Origin of the sequence: Streptomyces sp. ISL-10 (assembly GCF_018614575.1) — a bacterium.
GTDB lineage: Bacteria > Actinomycetota > Actinomycetes > Streptomycetales > Streptomycetaceae > Streptomyces.
Genome location: NZ_JAGGOJ010000003.1, coordinates 278,995 through 293,542 on the forward strand (window position 1 = coordinate 278,995; position 14,548 = coordinate 293,542).

The 14,548-nt window shown below is 73.5% G+C and carries 13 protein-coding genes; 7 read left to right on the plus strand and 6 right to left on the minus strand.

Annotated features, from left to right (window positions below):
• Nucleotides 1-92: 92 nt before the first annotated feature.
• The 4 genes from J7E88_RS37270 to J7E88_RS02195 form a co-directional block, all read right to left on the minus strand.
• Complete coding sequence (locus J7E88_RS37270) at nucleotides 93-176, minus strand: putative leader peptide (RefSeq protein ID WP_310650533.1); 84 nt, start codon at nucleotides 174-176, stop codon at nucleotides 93-95.
• 110 nt (nucleotides 177-286) lie between these two features.
• The gene (locus J7E88_RS02185) at nucleotides 287-856 is read right to left on the minus strand and encodes a GNAT family N-acetyltransferase (RefSeq protein WP_215176602.1); all 570 of its coding nucleotides are present in this window, start codon (nucleotides 854-856) and stop codon (nucleotides 287-289) included.
• A gap of 212 nt (nucleotides 857-1,068) precedes the next feature.
• A complete protein-coding gene (locus J7E88_RS02190; RefSeq protein WP_308307238.1) occupies nucleotides 1,069-2,349 on the minus strand; it encodes a GAF domain-containing protein in 1,281 nt (426 codons plus the stop codon).
• Between the two features lie 315 nt (nucleotides 2,350-2,664).
• Complete coding sequence (locus tag J7E88_RS02195) at nucleotides 2,665-4,305, minus strand: acyl-CoA dehydrogenase family protein (RefSeq protein WP_215176604.1); 1,641 nt, start codon at nucleotides 4,303-4,305, stop codon at nucleotides 2,665-2,667.
• Nucleotides 4,306-4,322: 17 nt separating this feature from the next.
• Here J7E88_RS02195 and J7E88_RS02200 point away from each other — a divergent pair, with 17 nt between their 5' ends.
• On the plus strand, nucleotides 4,323-5,546 hold the full coding sequence (locus J7E88_RS02200) for a YihY/virulence factor BrkB family protein (protein ID WP_215176605.1): 1,224 nt from the start codon (nucleotides 4,323-4,325) through the stop codon (nucleotides 5,544-5,546).
• Between the two features lie 31 nt (nucleotides 5,547-5,577).
• The gene (locus tag J7E88_RS02205; protein ID WP_215176606.1) at nucleotides 5,578-6,324 is read left to right on the plus strand and encodes a helix-turn-helix domain-containing protein; all 747 of its coding nucleotides are present in this window, start codon (nucleotides 5,578-5,580) and stop codon (nucleotides 6,322-6,324) included.
• Here J7E88_RS02205 and J7E88_RS02210 read toward each other — a convergent pair.
• Entirely contained in the window at nucleotides 6,264-6,656 is a 393-nt protein-coding gene (locus tag J7E88_RS02210; protein ID WP_215176607.1) for a VOC family protein, read from the minus strand. The two genes, J7E88_RS02205 and J7E88_RS02210, sit on opposite strands and share 61 nt — an antisense overlap.
• A 375-nt stretch (nucleotides 6,657-7,031) precedes the next feature.
• Between J7E88_RS02210 and J7E88_RS02215 the strand changes: the two genes are divergently transcribed.
• The 5 genes from J7E88_RS02215 (at nucleotide 7,032) to J7E88_RS02235 (ending at nucleotide 13,320) form a co-directional block, all read left to right on the plus strand.
• Nucleotides 7,032-7,733 (plus strand): response regulator transcription factor, encoded by a 702-nt coding sequence (locus J7E88_RS02215; protein ID WP_215176608.1) that lies wholly within the window; start codon nucleotides 7,032-7,034, stop codon nucleotides 7,731-7,733.
• A gap of 5 nt (nucleotides 7,734-7,738) precedes the next feature.
• Nucleotides 7,739-8,851, plus strand: coding sequence for a sensor histidine kinase KdpD (locus J7E88_RS02220; RefSeq protein ID WP_215176609.1), 1,113 nt, complete (start codon nucleotides 7,739-7,741; stop codon nucleotides 8,849-8,851).
• A 351-nt stretch (nucleotides 8,852-9,202) separates the two neighbouring features.
• Nucleotides 9,203-11,119 (plus strand): NAD(P)-binding protein, encoded by a 1,917-nt coding sequence (locus J7E88_RS02225; protein ID WP_215177406.1) that lies wholly within the window; start codon nucleotides 9,203-9,205, stop codon nucleotides 11,117-11,119.
• A 114-nt stretch (nucleotides 11,120-11,233) separates the two neighbouring features.
• Nucleotides 11,234-12,508: a VWA domain-containing protein gene (locus J7E88_RS02230; RefSeq protein ID WP_215176611.1), complete on the plus strand. Its 1,275-nt coding sequence runs from the start codon at nucleotides 11,234-11,236 to the stop codon at nucleotides 12,506-12,508.
• Nucleotides 12,508-13,320 (plus strand): hypothetical protein, encoded by an 813-nt coding sequence (locus J7E88_RS02235; RefSeq protein WP_215176614.1) that lies wholly within the window; start codon nucleotides 12,508-12,510, stop codon nucleotides 13,318-13,320. Before J7E88_RS02230 ends, J7E88_RS02235 begins: the two co-directional genes overlap by 1 nt.
• Before the next feature lie 700 nt (nucleotides 13,321-14,020).
• On the opposite strand, the gene J7E88_RS02240 is transcribed toward J7E88_RS02235, so the two are convergent.
• Nucleotides 14,021-14,455, minus strand: a complete 435-nt coding sequence (locus J7E88_RS02240; RefSeq protein ID WP_215176616.1) for a subtilase-type protease inhibitor — start codon at nucleotides 14,453-14,455, stop codon at nucleotides 14,021-14,023.
• Nucleotides 14,456-14,548: the final 93 nt, after the last annotated feature.

Consider the following 14,548-nt stretch of genomic DNA (forward strand, 5'->3'; position numbering starts at 1 on the left):
GGAGGGCGGCTCTGAGCTGCACACTCGCGGCGAGGGCGCGACGGTGCGCAGGGCGGTGGTGAAGAAGGGGAAAGCGCGGCTGTGCTGGGCTGTCAGCAGGCCGGACAGATGGCGCTGGACATGCGGCCGAGGTCGACGTGCCGCCGACTCACCAAGGCAATTCCAGTGCTAGACATGACGGAAGCGTGTCATGGGAGTTTGGACTCAGTCCACCGACATCCAAAATGTGGACAACACTGTCCCGCATCGCGAGACAGTGTGTCATGGGTCACCGCTGAGGGGGCGTTCAGACGCCGGCGCCGGGCCAGGGGCCGGTGGCCGTCCCGTCGTCCGCCTCCTCGTCGACCTTGGTGTCGAAGAGCGTGAAGCCACGGCGCAGGTAGTTGTCCATCGCGTGCGGGCCGTCCTTGGAGCAGGTGTGCAGCCACACCCGCTTCGTCTGCGCGAGACCGGGCCAGCGGTCGGCCAGGTCCCAGGCCCGCGCGACACCGTACGACAGCAGATGCCCGCCGATCCTGCGGCCGCGGAACGCCGGGATCAGCCCGAAGTAGACGATCTCCACGGCGCCGTCGTCCTGCGCCTCCAGCTCCACGTAGCCCGCCGGAGTGCCCCTGTCGTACGCCACCCATGTCTCGACGCCCGGACGGTCCAGCCATTCCTGCCAGGCGGCGTAGGACATCCCCAGCCGGTCCGTCCAGCAGATGTCGCCACCGACGGCCGTATAGAGGAAGCGGCTGAACTCGGGCGAGGGAACCTCCGCCCGCACGATCCGTACGTCCCCCTCGGGCAGGGACGCCGGCAGCTGATCGGCGGGCGACGTCTGGTGGAGGGACCACGTGGTCACAGTGATGCTCATGCGCGCCAGACAACCACGCCGCCGAGATCCGGCCAAGCGCCGGTTTCGGGCGGCTCCTGCCGGGCGCGGGGCCGGTGGTGCCGGGTGTGGGGTGGTGGGGTCGGTGGTGCCGGGGGTGAGGTGGTGCCGGGTTGTGGGGTCGGTGGTGCCGGGTGTGCGGTGGTCGTGCCGGTGTGCGGTGGTCGGGCCCGGTCGTGCCCGCCGTGCGGGGGTCAGGCCGCCCGCGCCTGCCGTACGGCCGCGGCCGTCGAGTGCGGCAGCAGGTCACCGGGCTCCTGCGGCGTGACCACCTCCACCTCCAGGTCCTCGGCGAACCGGTAGGGCCGGTGTGCCAGCACCTGCGCGAGATACCGCCGCAGCCGCGACATCTCGGCCCGCACCGTCACCGTCCGCGTCCGGTCCTGGAAGATGTCCTCCGCCAGCTGCGCCGCGCTGCGCCCGTCCCGGTGCAGCGCCAGCAGGTACAGCAGCTCGGCATGGCGCGGACTCAGCTCGTACGCCCAGCTGCCGAGGCCGCCCGACACCCGCACCGACGGCCGCCGCGGCCGGCTCAGGTCCAGCACCACCCGCCCCGGCACCACGGGCCCGGCGTTCTCCTCGTCCACCCGCACCAGCCAGCCGCCCGGCAGCGGCTCCACCGAGCACATGCCGAGCGACGGCAGCCACAGCCGCCCCGCGCGCACCGACTTGGGGAGCGCCAGTCTGCCGGGCGGTGCCATCCCGGCCACCGCGGCCGGCCAGCCGTTGCCGTCCACGGCCACGGCACGGCCGCCGATCCGGCCCAGCAGCGGCACCGCCGCACTGCGCAGCCGGTCCAGCGCCTCGTGATGGCGGTTGCGCAGCTCGGCCTCGGCCAGCTTGGTGACCGAGGTGACCAGTGCGAGCGTCGCCGGATGCATGGTGGACAGCGGCCCGCTGATGTCGACGACGCCGATCAGCTTCCCGTCGCGCGGATCGGTGAGCGGGGCACCCGCACAGGTCCAGGTGTGGTGCGTGGCGACGAAGTGCTCGGCCGAGTGCACGTGGGCCGGACGGCGGGTCACCAGGGGAGTGCCGACGCCGTTGGTGCCGACCACGCTCTCGGACCAGTCCGCGCCGAGGACGAAGCCGTGCGCGTCGCCCTTGCGCAGCACCGCCGCGCTGCCCTCCCGCCACAGCAGCCGGCCCTCCGCGTCCGAGATCACCATGATGTGGTGCGCCGCCTCCGCGATGGAGACCAGACCGTCGCGGAGCACCGGCAGCACGTCCAGCAGTGGCGAGGCCAGCCTGCGGCGTTCGATCTCCTCCAGCGGCAGCAGGCCCGCCCTGCGGTCCCGGTCGGGATCCACCCCGCCGCGCAGCATCCGCTGCCACGACTCGTCGATCTCCGTGCGGGGGCCCACCTGCGGCCGGCGTCCGGCGAGCGCCGCGTCCCGTACGCCTTTCAGCAGCCTGCTGGCCTCCGCGGTGTCCATGGCCGCGAGCCTTGCGAGGTCGAGCGTTGCGTTCTGCACTGGGGCCTCCTCGGTGACGCCAGCGTCCGGAGCGGGGGGTGGCCTGGGGCGTGTCCCGCCATCCTCCCCCTCTTCGGGCACAACGCGCTGCCATATGCCATACAAGGATGCAACCCTTTGCAACCGTCGCGAACGGACGTGCGCCTGTATGAAGGTGACGGAGCACCGGTCCGCCGGTGTGGGGGTGGTGCCGTGTCGGCGCAGCACCACCCAACAAACGTCACGGGCGCGGGCCGTCGCACCACGGCCCGCGCCCGTTCGACGTCACCCCGGTCCGTGTCCGGTGGCCTCACCCCGGTCCGCGCCCGTTCGGCGTCACACCACGGCGCGGGCGCGCTCCACCACCGACGCCAGGTCAAGCGAGTGCGGCAGCGTCCCCAACGCAGTCCCCCAGTCGCCGCCCAGCCGCGAGGCGCAGAAGGCGTCGGCCACTTCCGGCGGGGCCCACCGCACCAGCAGCGAGCCCTGCAGCACGAGCGCCATGCGCTCGACGAGCCGCCGCGCCCGCGCTTCGATGCCCTCCAGATCGGCGAGCTCCGTCAGCAGGTTCTTGATTGCCGCGTCCAGCCGGTGGTCCGCGCCCCGCGCCGTGCCGACCTCCTTGAGGAACGCGTTCAGCGCCTCCGGCTCCCTCTGCAGCGCGCGCAGCACGTCGAGCGCCTGGACGTTGCCCGAGCCCTCCCAGATCGAGTTCAGCGGCGACTCGCGCAGCAGCCGGGGCATGCCCGACTCCTCCACGTAGCCGTTGCCGCCCAGGCATTCCAGGGACTCGGCCACCACCGGCGTGCACCGCTTGGTCACCCAGTACTTGGCCGCCGGCACCGCGAGCCGCAGGAACGCCCGCTCCCCGGCGTCATCCGCGGCGGCGTCGTACGCGGCGGCCAGCCGCAGCCCGAGCGTCGTCGCCGCCTCCGATTCCAGCGCCAGGTCGGCCAGCACATTGCGCATCAGCGGCTTGTCGATGAGCAGCCCGCCGAAAGCGCTGCGGTACGCCGAGTGATGCACGGCCTGGGCCACCGCCTGCCGCATCAGCGCGGCCGAGCCCAGGACGCAGTCGAGCCGGGTCGCGGCCACCATCTCGATGATGGTCCGCACCCCGCGGCCCTCGTCGCCGACCCGCCTCGCCCAGGTCCGGTCGAACTCGACCTCGCTGGAGGCGTTGGACCGGTTGCCCAGCTTGTCCTTGAGCCGCTGGATCCTGAAGACGTTCCGCGTCCCGTCATCGAGGACCCGCGGCACCAGGAAGCAGGTCAGCCCTCCTGCCGCCTGGGCGAGGACCAGAAAGCCGTCGCTCATCGGCGCGGAGCAGAACCACTTGTGACCGGTCAGCACGTACTCGCCGTCGGCGGCCAGCGGCTCGGCGCGCGTGGTGTTCGCGCGCACATCGCTGCCGCCCTGTTTCTCGGTCATGCCCATCCCGAACAGCGAACCGGCCTTCTCGGCCGCCGGGCGCAGGCCCTGCTCGTACACCGTCGACGTCAGCCGCGGCTCCCACTCCGCGGCGAGCGCCGGGTCCGTGCGCAGAGCGGGCACGGAGGCGTGCGTCATCGACAGGGGACAGCCGTGGCCGGCCTCGGCCTGGGTCCACACCAGGAATCCGGCGGCCCGCCGCACATGCCCGGCGGGCCGGTTCCAGGCGTTCACCAGGCCCGCGGAGACGCCGTGGCCCAGCAGCCGGTGCCAGGCGGGGTGGAAGTCGACCTCGTCGATCCGGTTCCCGTAGCGGTCGTGGGTGCGCAGTTTCGGCGGGTTCTCGTTGGCCTGCGTCCCCCATTCCTGGGCCTGTGACGAGCCCGCCGTCTGCCCGAGGGCGGACAGTTCCTCGTGCGCCACGTCCCGCAGTTCGGGCGCGACATGCCGCTCGACCGCCTCCGTCAGAGCACGATCGGCGGTGTAGACGTCGTACCCCACCAGGGGCGGGGCCTGGTTGGTCACTGTGTGGGTGCTGTCTGCCATGCGGATACGGTAAGGAGGTGCAGGCAGCAAATGAAACACCCGGGCGGCCCCATGGGCGGCTCCACCGAGCGCGAGTCCTCTACCGCAATGTCTCCAAGCGGAAGATGGCATGGCTGCTGGTCAAGGACACCGTCAATTCCTGCATCGAGTACCGCATCCTGGGCCTGGCCGCCGAGGCGGCGTTCTTCACGCTGCTGTCGGTGCCGCCACTGATGCTGGGCCTGCTGGGCCTGCTCGGCTACATCGACGACTGGACCAACACCACCACCGTCGCCTCGATCGAGGAGAACATCCTCACCGCCGTCGGCACCGTGCTGTCCGACCGGGGCGTCAACGACATCGCCAAACCGCTGCTGGAGGACGTCACCCACGGCGGCAGGCCGGACCTCATCTCCATCGGTTTCGCCATCGCGCTGTGGTCCGGCTCCCGCGCGGTCAACGTCTTCATCGACACCATCACCGTGATGTACGGGCTGGACGGGCAGCGCGGCATCGTCGCGACGAGGCTGCTGGCGTTCCTCCTCTACATCATCGCCCTGCTGATCGGCGCGGTCGTGCTGCCGCTCGCCGTCGTCGGCCCGGACCGGGTCGTGGAGCTGATGCCGTGGGGCACGGAGGTGGTCGAGCTCCTCTACTGGCCGGTGGTGATCCTGCTCTCCATCGCCTTCCTCACCACCCTGTACCACGTGTCCGTGCCGGTGCGTTCGCCATGGGTGGAGGACGTGCCGGGCGCACTCGTGGCGCTCGGGATGTGGGTGGTCGGCAGCTTCCTGCTGCGCATCTACCTGACCAGCACCGTCGAGGGCCCCACCATCTACGGCTCGCTCGCGGCACCCATCGCGTTCCTGCTGTGGATAGGCATCTCGGCCTTCGCCGTGCTCGTCGGCGCGGCCGTCAACGCCGCCATCGACCGGGTCTGGCCCTCGGTCGCCACGGCCGCGGCCCGCGCCGCCAACGAGCGGGCCCGCGCCGCCGACGCCGCCGAGCTGCTGGCGCGGGCGAGGGCCGCGCATGTGTACGAGGACGAGGACGAGGAGGAGGGCGGCGGCGACATGCCGTCCGAGTTCCCCGAGCGCTGGTCGAAGTTCCTGCCACCGGACGACGTGAAGTCGCGCCTGCACACGGGGCGGGACACGGCCAGGGACAACGGTCGCGACAACGGCAGGCAGCAGCCGCGTGACCCTGGGCGGGAGCCCGGTCGGGACGATGCCGGGGACAACGGGCGCGACAACCGCAGGTGACAGCCGGGGCGGCGCCCCTATCCTCGGTCGTATGTACCAGGAACGGCCCTCACGGCTGGACGGCTGCGTCTCCTGGACCAGGACCGCGGACCGCCGCGACGGCCCGGTTCATCTCGTGCATCCGGTGCTGCCCGACGGCTGCATGGACCTGCTGTGGAACGAGGGCCGGCTGCTCGTCGCGGGACCGGACACCACGGCGTACCACCCGGGCGGCGGAGCCGGGGAGGCCTGGGCGGGCCTGCGGTTCGCACCCGGCGCCGCTCCCGCGTTCTTCGGCGTCCGGGCCCAGGAGCTGCGCGACCGGCGGGTCGAGCTCGCCGACCTGTGGGGCGCGGCGAAGGCGCGCGCACTCGCCGAGCGCGTCGGCGACGCCACGGACCCGGCCGTCGGGCTGGAGGCCGTGGCGCTGGCCCGTGCCGCCCACACACCGCAGCCGGACCCGCTGTACGCGCGGATCGTCCGGCACCTGGATGCCGGCGGCACGGTCGCCGCCGCCGCGGACGCGGCCGGACTCGGCACCCGCCAGTTGCACCGGCGCTCCCTCGACGCCTTCGGCTACGGCCCCAAGACGCTCGCCCGCATCCTTCGGCTCCAGCGGGCGCTCGCCCTGGTGCGCCGGGGCGTCCCCTACGCCGAAGCGGCGCTCGCGGCGGGCTGCGCCGACCAGGCCCACCTCGCCCGGGAGATGCGCGCCCTGGCCGGGACCACCCTCAGCGCCTACGCGGCATCCGCGAAGAGGGAGACTCCCATGCCGTCCGGATCGAGCACCACCGCGTAACGCTGCCCCCACACCGCGTCCCACGGCTTGAGGTGGCCCCGGTACCCGGCGGAGACCAGCTCTTCATAGAGGGTGTCGACCTCGGCGGGGCCCTCGCAGCGGAAGCAGAGCCCGGTCCGCTCCCCGCCCGACGGGGCGGTCCAGCCGGAATCGAAGGAGCGGACGGTCTCCTCGGTGTCCCACAGCACCCGCAACCCGCCGGGCAGGACCGCCTCCGCGTGCGGGGCGGAGTCGGCCCCGGCGGGGATGTCCAGGCCGAGGCGGCGGTAGAAGGCGAGGGAGTCGGCCATGTCGGAGACGACGAGGCCGATGGCGTCGAATCGTGGAGTCATGGCGCCACGGTAGGGCGGCGGCCGCGCGGCGGTCTTGAACGAATCGGTCACGCCAGGCGGGGGGCGTACGGCGGTGGTTGGCGGGCGGGGCGCGCTGGGCGGCCGGTGGTACGTGGCGGTCGGCGGGCGGGGGCGCGTTGGGCCCCACGGGGTCACGGTGGTGGTCGCGGTGCGCTCGCCCGCGAGCTCTGCTTGGGGCCACCCAGCGGTTGCCGCCCGGCAGGTACGGCCCCGGGCCACTGCGGTGGGCCACGGCGGCGGGCCACGGCGGTGGTCGGCCGGCGAGCGCGGCCCCACGTCATGAGCGCCCCGCCGTCATGGATTCGTAAGGCGGCCCGCTCCCGCGACGGTGCCGGAGGCGAGGACACTGGGCGTATGCACACGATTCTGGTCGTCGACGACGATCCCACCGTCGCCGAGGTCGTCACCGGATATCTGGAGCGCGCTGGTTTCGCCGTGGACCATGCGGCCGACGGGCTCCAGGCGCTGCGGCTGGCCGCGGGGCGCAGGCCCGATCTCGTCGTGCTGGACCTGATGCTCCCGGGCATGGACGGACTTGAGGTGTGCCGCCGCCTGCGCGCCGACGTGACGGCGGCGTCCGTGCCCGTGATCATGCTCACCGCGCGCGGCGACGAGGACGAACGGATCCTGGGCCTCGAAATCGGCGCCGACGACTATGTGACCAAGCCGTTCAGCCCGCGCGAGCTGGTGCTCCGCGTGGAGTCCGTCCTGCGGCGCGGCGGCGCGGCGCGGGCGCGGCGCGGTGGTCCCGTGCTCGCGGCCGGGGGCGTCGAACTGGACCCGGCGGCCCGGCGCGCGCTCAAGGACGGCCGTGAACTGTCCCTGACCCTGCGCGAGTTCGACCTCCTCGCCCATCTGATGCGGCACCGGGGGGAAGCCATCGGCCGGGAGCGGCTGATGCAGGAGGTGTGGGGCTGGGAGTTCGGCGACCTGTCCACCGTCACCGTCCATGTGCGACGGCTGCGCGGCAAGATCGAGGACGATCCGGCCCGGCCGCGTCTCATCCACACCGTATGGGGCGTGGGCTACCGCTTCGACGTGCCCGAGGAGGACTGACCGCGGTGCGGGACATGCTGCTCATCGCCCTGTACGCCCTTCTGGGCGCGGCCGCCGCCGGGATGGCGGGCGCCCTGGTGCTACGGGTCCTGCGCCACCGCTCGGTGGCCGTGTCGCTGACCGTCGTCGCAGCCGTCACCGTCACGGCGATGCTCGCCGGGACCCTGGCGGTCGCCCAGGCCATGTTCCTGTCGGCGCACGACCTGACCGTCGTCACCATGGTCGTGGCCATGGCCGCCGTCGTCTCGCTCGCCACGGCGCTGCTGCTGGGCCGCTGGGTCGTCGCCCGCAGCCGGGAACTCGCCCGCGCGGCACGCTCCTTCGGTGACGGCGGCTCCTTCGCCGCGCCGGGCCGTTCGTCGACCGCCGAACTCGACGAGCTCAGCCGGGAGCTGGCCGCGACCAGTGAGCGGCTCGCCGCCTCGCGGGAGCGCGAACGCGCCCTGGAGACCTCCCGGCGCGAACTCGTCGCCTGGATCTCCCACGACCTGCGCACGCCGCTCGCCGGGCTGCGCGCCATGTCGGAGGCGCTGGAGGACGGTGTCGTCCAGGACCCGGAGCGGTACTTCCGCCAGATCCGTACCGAGGTCGACAGGCTGAACGCCATGGTGGGCGACCTGTTCGAGCTCTCCCGCATCCACGCGGGCGCGCTGTCGCTGACACCGACCCGGATGTCCGTGTACGACCTGGTCGGGGAGGCGCTCGCCGGCGCCCACCCGTTGGCCAGGGAGCACGGCGTGCGGCTGGTCGGGGACGCCGTCGAGCCGCTGCCCGTCGAGGTCGACGGCAAGGAGATGACCCGGGTACTCGCCAACCTCCTGGTCAACGCGATCCGCCGGACCCCCGCCGACGGCACGGTCGCGGTCGCCGCGGAGCGCCGCGAGGACTGGGTGGTCCTGTCCGTCACGGACGGTTGCGGCGGCATTCCCGAGGAGGACCTGCCGCGGGTCTTCGACACCGGCTGGCGCGGTTCCCAGGCCCGTACGCCCCCGGCCGGCGCCGGCCTCGGCCTCGCGATCGTCCGGGGCATCGTCGAGGCGCACTCCGGCCATGCCGATGTGCGCAACGTCTCCGGCGGCTGCCGCTTCGAGGTGTCGCTGCCCACGACTTCCGCGTAGCTGCCCGGAACGGGCCTCCGGCCTCGGGCCTCGGGTCGCGGTCGCGTCGCGTCGTGTCGGGTCGCGGCCGCCCCGCGCCGCGTCGCGCCAGGCCATGGACTCAGCGGCTTCCGTGTGGCTGCCCGGCCGGGTGTGAGGTCGCGGTCCCGACCGCTTCCGTGTGGCTGCCCGGCCCCGGTTGTCAGGCCGTGGCCCGGCGAGACCGAGCCTGCTCGTCCCCGTCCGCAGCCGATGCGCCCCGTCCGCAGCCGACGGGCCCCGGTCGCAAACCGCGTGATCGCGCACGGCACTCTATGGGGTGTGACCGCCGCCTTCCCGCATCAGACGCAACTGCCCACCCGTTCCGGCCACATGATCGTGTGTGGCGACGACACCCTGGGGCACCGGCTCGCCGCCGAGCTGCGCGAGGTCTACCGGGAGCGCGTCACGCTCGTCGTGCCGGCCGCGGGCTCGTCGAGAGGCGCCGAACCGTCGCCGGGGCGTGTCAGGGCCTCCGTCCTGTTCGGGCGGGTGTCGGCCGCCATGACCCGTGCGGTCGGCCCCGCCGTCGCACCCGGTGACACCCCGCCGGCCGACCTCCCGCGCGTCCTGGAGGCACCGGAACTCGACGAGGAGGCGCTGCTGGAGGCCGGGGTCGGCGACGCCGCGGCCCTCGCGCTCGTCCACGACGACGACGAGACCAACATCCGGGCCGCGCTCGCCGCCCGGCGCCTCAACCCCCGTCTGCGGCTGGTGATCCGGCTCTACAACCGCAAACTGGGCCAGCATCTCGAGCAACTTCTCGACCAGGTCGCCGCGTTGGCCGCCCCCGGTATCGGCCCCGCGGAACTGGACGCCTCCACGACCGTCCTGTCGGACGCGGACACCGCCGCGCCCGCGCTGGCCGCCACCGCGGTCGCCGGGACGAGCAAGGTGGTACGGGCCGACGGCCTCCTGCTGCGTGCCGTCGAACGCACACCGCCCGCCCGGGGCGAGGTCGCCGACCCGGACCTGTGCACCCTGGCGCTGCTGTCGTCGACCACCAACGACCCGGCGGGAGCCGAGGGTTCGGACCGCAGCGGCCAGGACGGCCCGCGGCTGCTCCCCGACGACCGGATGGTCGCGGAGGCCACAGGACGCGGCACGGTCGTGCTGGAAGCCATCTCGCACGCGGCGCCCGGCCGCGGTCCCGGACCGCTGTCGGGCCGGGGCGCACCGATCGGCCGGCTGTTCTCGCGGCGGCTGCGCTGGTCCCTCGCGGGTCTCGGCGCCGCCGTCGTCGCGCTCGGCGTCGCCACCTGGCTCACCACCGGAGACGATCCGCTGCACGCGACGTACCTGATCCTGCTCGACCTGTTCGGCATGGGGGACCCGGCCCACGGCAAGGACGACGATCGCCAGGTGCTCCAACTGCTCACCGGCCTCATCGGTCTGATGCTGCTCCCGCTCACGGTCGCGGCCGGGCTGGAGGCCCTCGGCACCTTCCGTACCGCCTCCTCGCTGCGCCGCCCGCCCCGCGGGCTGTCCGGTCATGTCGTCCTGCTCGGTCTCGGCAAGATCGGCACCAGGGTGCTGATGCAGCTGAGGGAACTGGGCATTCCCGTGGTCTGCGTCGAGGAGGCCCCCGAGGCGCGGGGCATCCCGCTGGTGCGGCGTCTGCGGGTGCCGACCGTGATGGGCGACGTGACCCAGGAAGGCGTACTGGAGGCCGCGAAGATCCACCGGGCGCACGCCCTGCTCGCGCTCACCAGCGTCGACACGACCAATCTGGAGGCCGCCCTGTACGGGCGCTCGGCCAAGCCCGATCTCCGTGTCGCCCTGCGCATCTACGACGACGATTTCGCCGGGGCCGTCTACCGCAGCCTGCGCGCCGCGCATCCCGACGCCCTGACCCGCAGCCGCAGTGTCTCCAGCCTGGCGGCCCCGGCCTTCGCCGGTGCCATGATGGGGCGTCAGATCCTCGGTGCGATCCCGGTCGAACGCAAGGTGCTGCTGTTCGCCGCGGTGGAGGTCGCCGGTCAGCCGCGGCTCGAAGGGCTGACGGTGGCCGAGGCGTTCCGCCCGGGACGCTGGCGCGTGATCGCCCTGGACGCGACGGCTCCGGGGGACCGGCTCCCCGACCTGGCCACCGCCCGCCGCTCGGCCGACGAGAACACCACCGGACTCGTCTGGGACCTCCACCCCGGCTACGTCCTGCGATCCGAGGACAGGGTCGTGGTGGCGGCGACCCGGCGCGGACTCGCCGAACTGCTCGGCAGGAGGCATCCCACTTCCGGCGGACACCGCTGAGGGAGAGCTCGTCGAACGGTTCGGCGGCAGACGCCGCACGTCCGGCGACACCGCTCAACGAGGCCATCACTCATCCGTTTTGGCTCCGGGGCCGATCCTCCATACGATCCGCGGATGATCATAAGAAGACGGTCGGCGATCGGGGCCTGCGCCCTGCTCGCGGCCCTGGCCGCCGGGCTGCTCCCGGCGGGGCCGGCAGCCGCCGGCGAACCGGTCGCGAAAGAGCCCCCGAAGGTCGAGCTGGTGCTCGACGTCAGCGGCTCCATGCGCGCCCGCGACATCGACGGCAAGAGCCGGATGGCCGCCGCCAAGCAGGCGTTCAACGAGGTTCTCGACGCCGTGCCGCAGGAGGTGGAGCTCGGCATCCGCACGCTCGGCGCCGACTACGCGGGCGACGACCGCAAACGCGGCTGCAAGGACACGCGGCAGCTGTACCCCGTCGGCCCGCTCGACCGCACCGAGGCCAAGACGGCGATCGGGACCCTCGCGCCCACCGGCTGGACCCCGATCGGCCCCGCCCTGCTCGGCGCGGCCGACGACCTCGAAGGGGGTGACGCCACCCGCAGGATCGTCCTCATCACCGACGGCGAGGACACCTGCGCACCGCTCGACCCCTGCGAAGTGGCGCGCGAGATCGCGGCCAAGGGCATCCACCTCGTCATCGACACGCTGGGCCTGGTCCCCGATGCCAAGACGCGCGCTCAGCTCAGTTGCATCGCCGAGGCCACCGGCGGTACCTACACCTCGGTCCGGCACACCGACGAACTCTCCGAGCGGGTCAGCCAGTTGGTGGATCGCGCGGCCGAGCCGGTCGTCACGCCCGTGGCGACCGAGGGTGCCGCCACGTGCGCGGACGCGCCCCGGCTCGTGCCCGGCCTGTACACCGACCGCGAGAAGCTAGGCGAGCACCGCTGGTACCGCGTCGAGGTGTTGCCCGGCCAGGAGTTGCGCGCCTCGGTCAGCGTCGCCGCCGACCGGGCCGTCCGCAACGACTACGGCGTCCTGATGCGCGCCGTGACCGTGCACGGCCGCGAGATCGTCCGCGGCTCCGAGGCGGGTGACGGCCGCACCGATCTGATCTCGACCGGCCTGCGCTACCCCAAGGCCCAGGCCGAGGACGACGACGGAGTCAAGCCGGCCGCCGAGACCGTGTGCCTGGAGGTCGGCAACTCCTTCTCGGCGGCCCCCGGCGTCCCGGCGGAACCGGGTCTGCCGCTCGAACTCACCGTCGACGTGGTCGAGGCCCCCGACGAGGCGGCGGACGTCGCCTCCTTCGGCCTGGGCCGCGGCTGGTGGCTCGTCGGACTGCTCGTACTGACCGGCTTCGCCGCCGGTCTGGTGTGGGGCTGGATCTCGCGCTGGCGCGTCGCCGTCTGGAGGACCAACTGATGCGTAGAGCAGGCATATGGGCGGCCGGAGCGCTGGCTGCCGCATCGCTGGTCGCCGCCGCGGGCACGGCGCTCGCGGACGGACCGTCACCGAGCCCGTCGGCGGGGGAGAAGAACCCGACGGACGCCGGCACCACGTTCCGCACGGCGACGGCGATCGCGCAGGGCCAGAAGGCGACGGCGAGCGCGTCGAGCGGCGACTACCTGTACTGGGTCTTCCCGGCCGACGCCGGGCAGCGCGCCACCGTCAGGGCCGAGGTCGCCCTGCCCGACGCCGCCGCCCGGCACGGCGCCTCGACCTGGCGGATCGACGTCTACGACGGGCTGCGCCGCCGCCAGCCCTGCATGTACGGCATGCAGTCGCGTACGGTCGCCGTCGGCGCGGCCTCGGTCGAACTGTCCTGCACCCTGCGGACCGTACGGGCACTGGCCGAGCCGTGGGCGAACGACCCACTGCCGGGCAGCTACTACGTACGCCTGACCCTGACCGAGGCGCCCGAGCAGGACATGGGGCTGCCCGTGCGCGCCGAGGTGGAGGCGGCCGCGAAGGACATGGGCGGCGCGTACGCGGTCGACGGCACGCTGTCCGAGCCGCTGCTGCCGGGCGTCTCGGCGGCATCGGCGCAGGCGGGCGATGCGGAGGAGGTATCGGACCGGGCCTCGGACGAGGGGTTCTCGTGGGCGTCCGGACGGTGGTCCGACCGCTGGCTGTGGACCGGAGCGGGAGCGGTGCTTGCGGCACTCGCCGGCATCGGCGGCCACGCGCTGACCCGCGGCTCCGGCCGACCCGCGCGGGTGCCTCCGGGCGCCTGAGGCCGGGCACCCGACGACAGGCACCCGAGGCCGGGGGCTTGACGCCGGGTGCCGGAGGTCTTGCGCCTTGAGCCGCGGCCTGAGGCTTGCGCCTTGAGCCGCGGGCTTGACGCGGGGACCGACGGCCGGTCACCCAAGGGCGGCCTCGGCGCGGCTCCCTGACGCCGAGGCCCCTGGGCGCCGGGTACCTGAGACCGAGGCTCCTGAAACCCCGGGCGCCTGACACCGGGGTCACGAGGCCGGCGCTCCGAGGCCGTGCTCCGAGTGGCCCCGACGTCAGGGCCCTTGACTCCGGGCGCCTTGAGCCGCCGGACTTGCACCGGGGACCGACGGCCGGCCTGAGGCGCAGGCCTGAGCCCCGGTGACCGAGGTCGGCCCCTCGCGGCGCGGGCCTGACGCGGGGAGCAGCGGCCGGTCACCTAAGGCGGGCCTTGGTGCCGGGAGCCTGACGCCGAGGCCCCTGGGCGCCGGGTACCTGAGACCGAGGCTCCTGAAACCCCGGGCGCCTGACACCGGGGTCACGAGGCCGGCGCTCCGAGGCCGTGCTCCGAGTGGCCCCGAGGCCAGGGCCCTGACTCCGGAAGCCTGACGCCGCAGCCTGACGCCGCATGCGGCGGACGGCCACCACGGAAGGGCGGCCACCACGGACGGGCGGCCACGGCGCGCACGCGCCGTGGCCGCCCTTATCCCCGCGCGGGGCTCAGAAGCCGAAGACGACCCCGTCGGCGCCGTTCTTGAGGCAGGCGTTGCCGAAGGTGTGCGCGAAGCTGACCCGCTTGCCGTCCCACACGCCGTCCGCCGTGACCGTCACCGGATCCCACTGCCTGGTGCACATGACGCCGCTGTCCGCGGTGGTGATGGCGTCGAAGCGGGCCCCGGCGGCGCGCAGTTCGGCGCAGGCGGTCCCGGGGTCGGGGTGGGTGCCGCTCGCCGTGGGCGCGCAGCTCAGGGTGACCGCGCGGAGCACACTGCCGTTCAGGGCGTCCTCGCCCGCGGTGACGGTGAGCACGAGCGCGGAGGGGGCGTAGAGGCTCTGCGAGCCGGTCTGTGCCGCGCCCGCGCTGCCCGTGCCGGGCGCGAGGGCGATCCCGAGCGCCATGGTGGCGAGGACGGCGCTTCTGGCGATGTACCGCATAACGAACACTCCTTGGATGATGGTGCCGGAAATCGGACGGTGAGGTCGGAGCGGAGTCTTGCTCACCACACGCCGGAACGCCCACTCGTGACT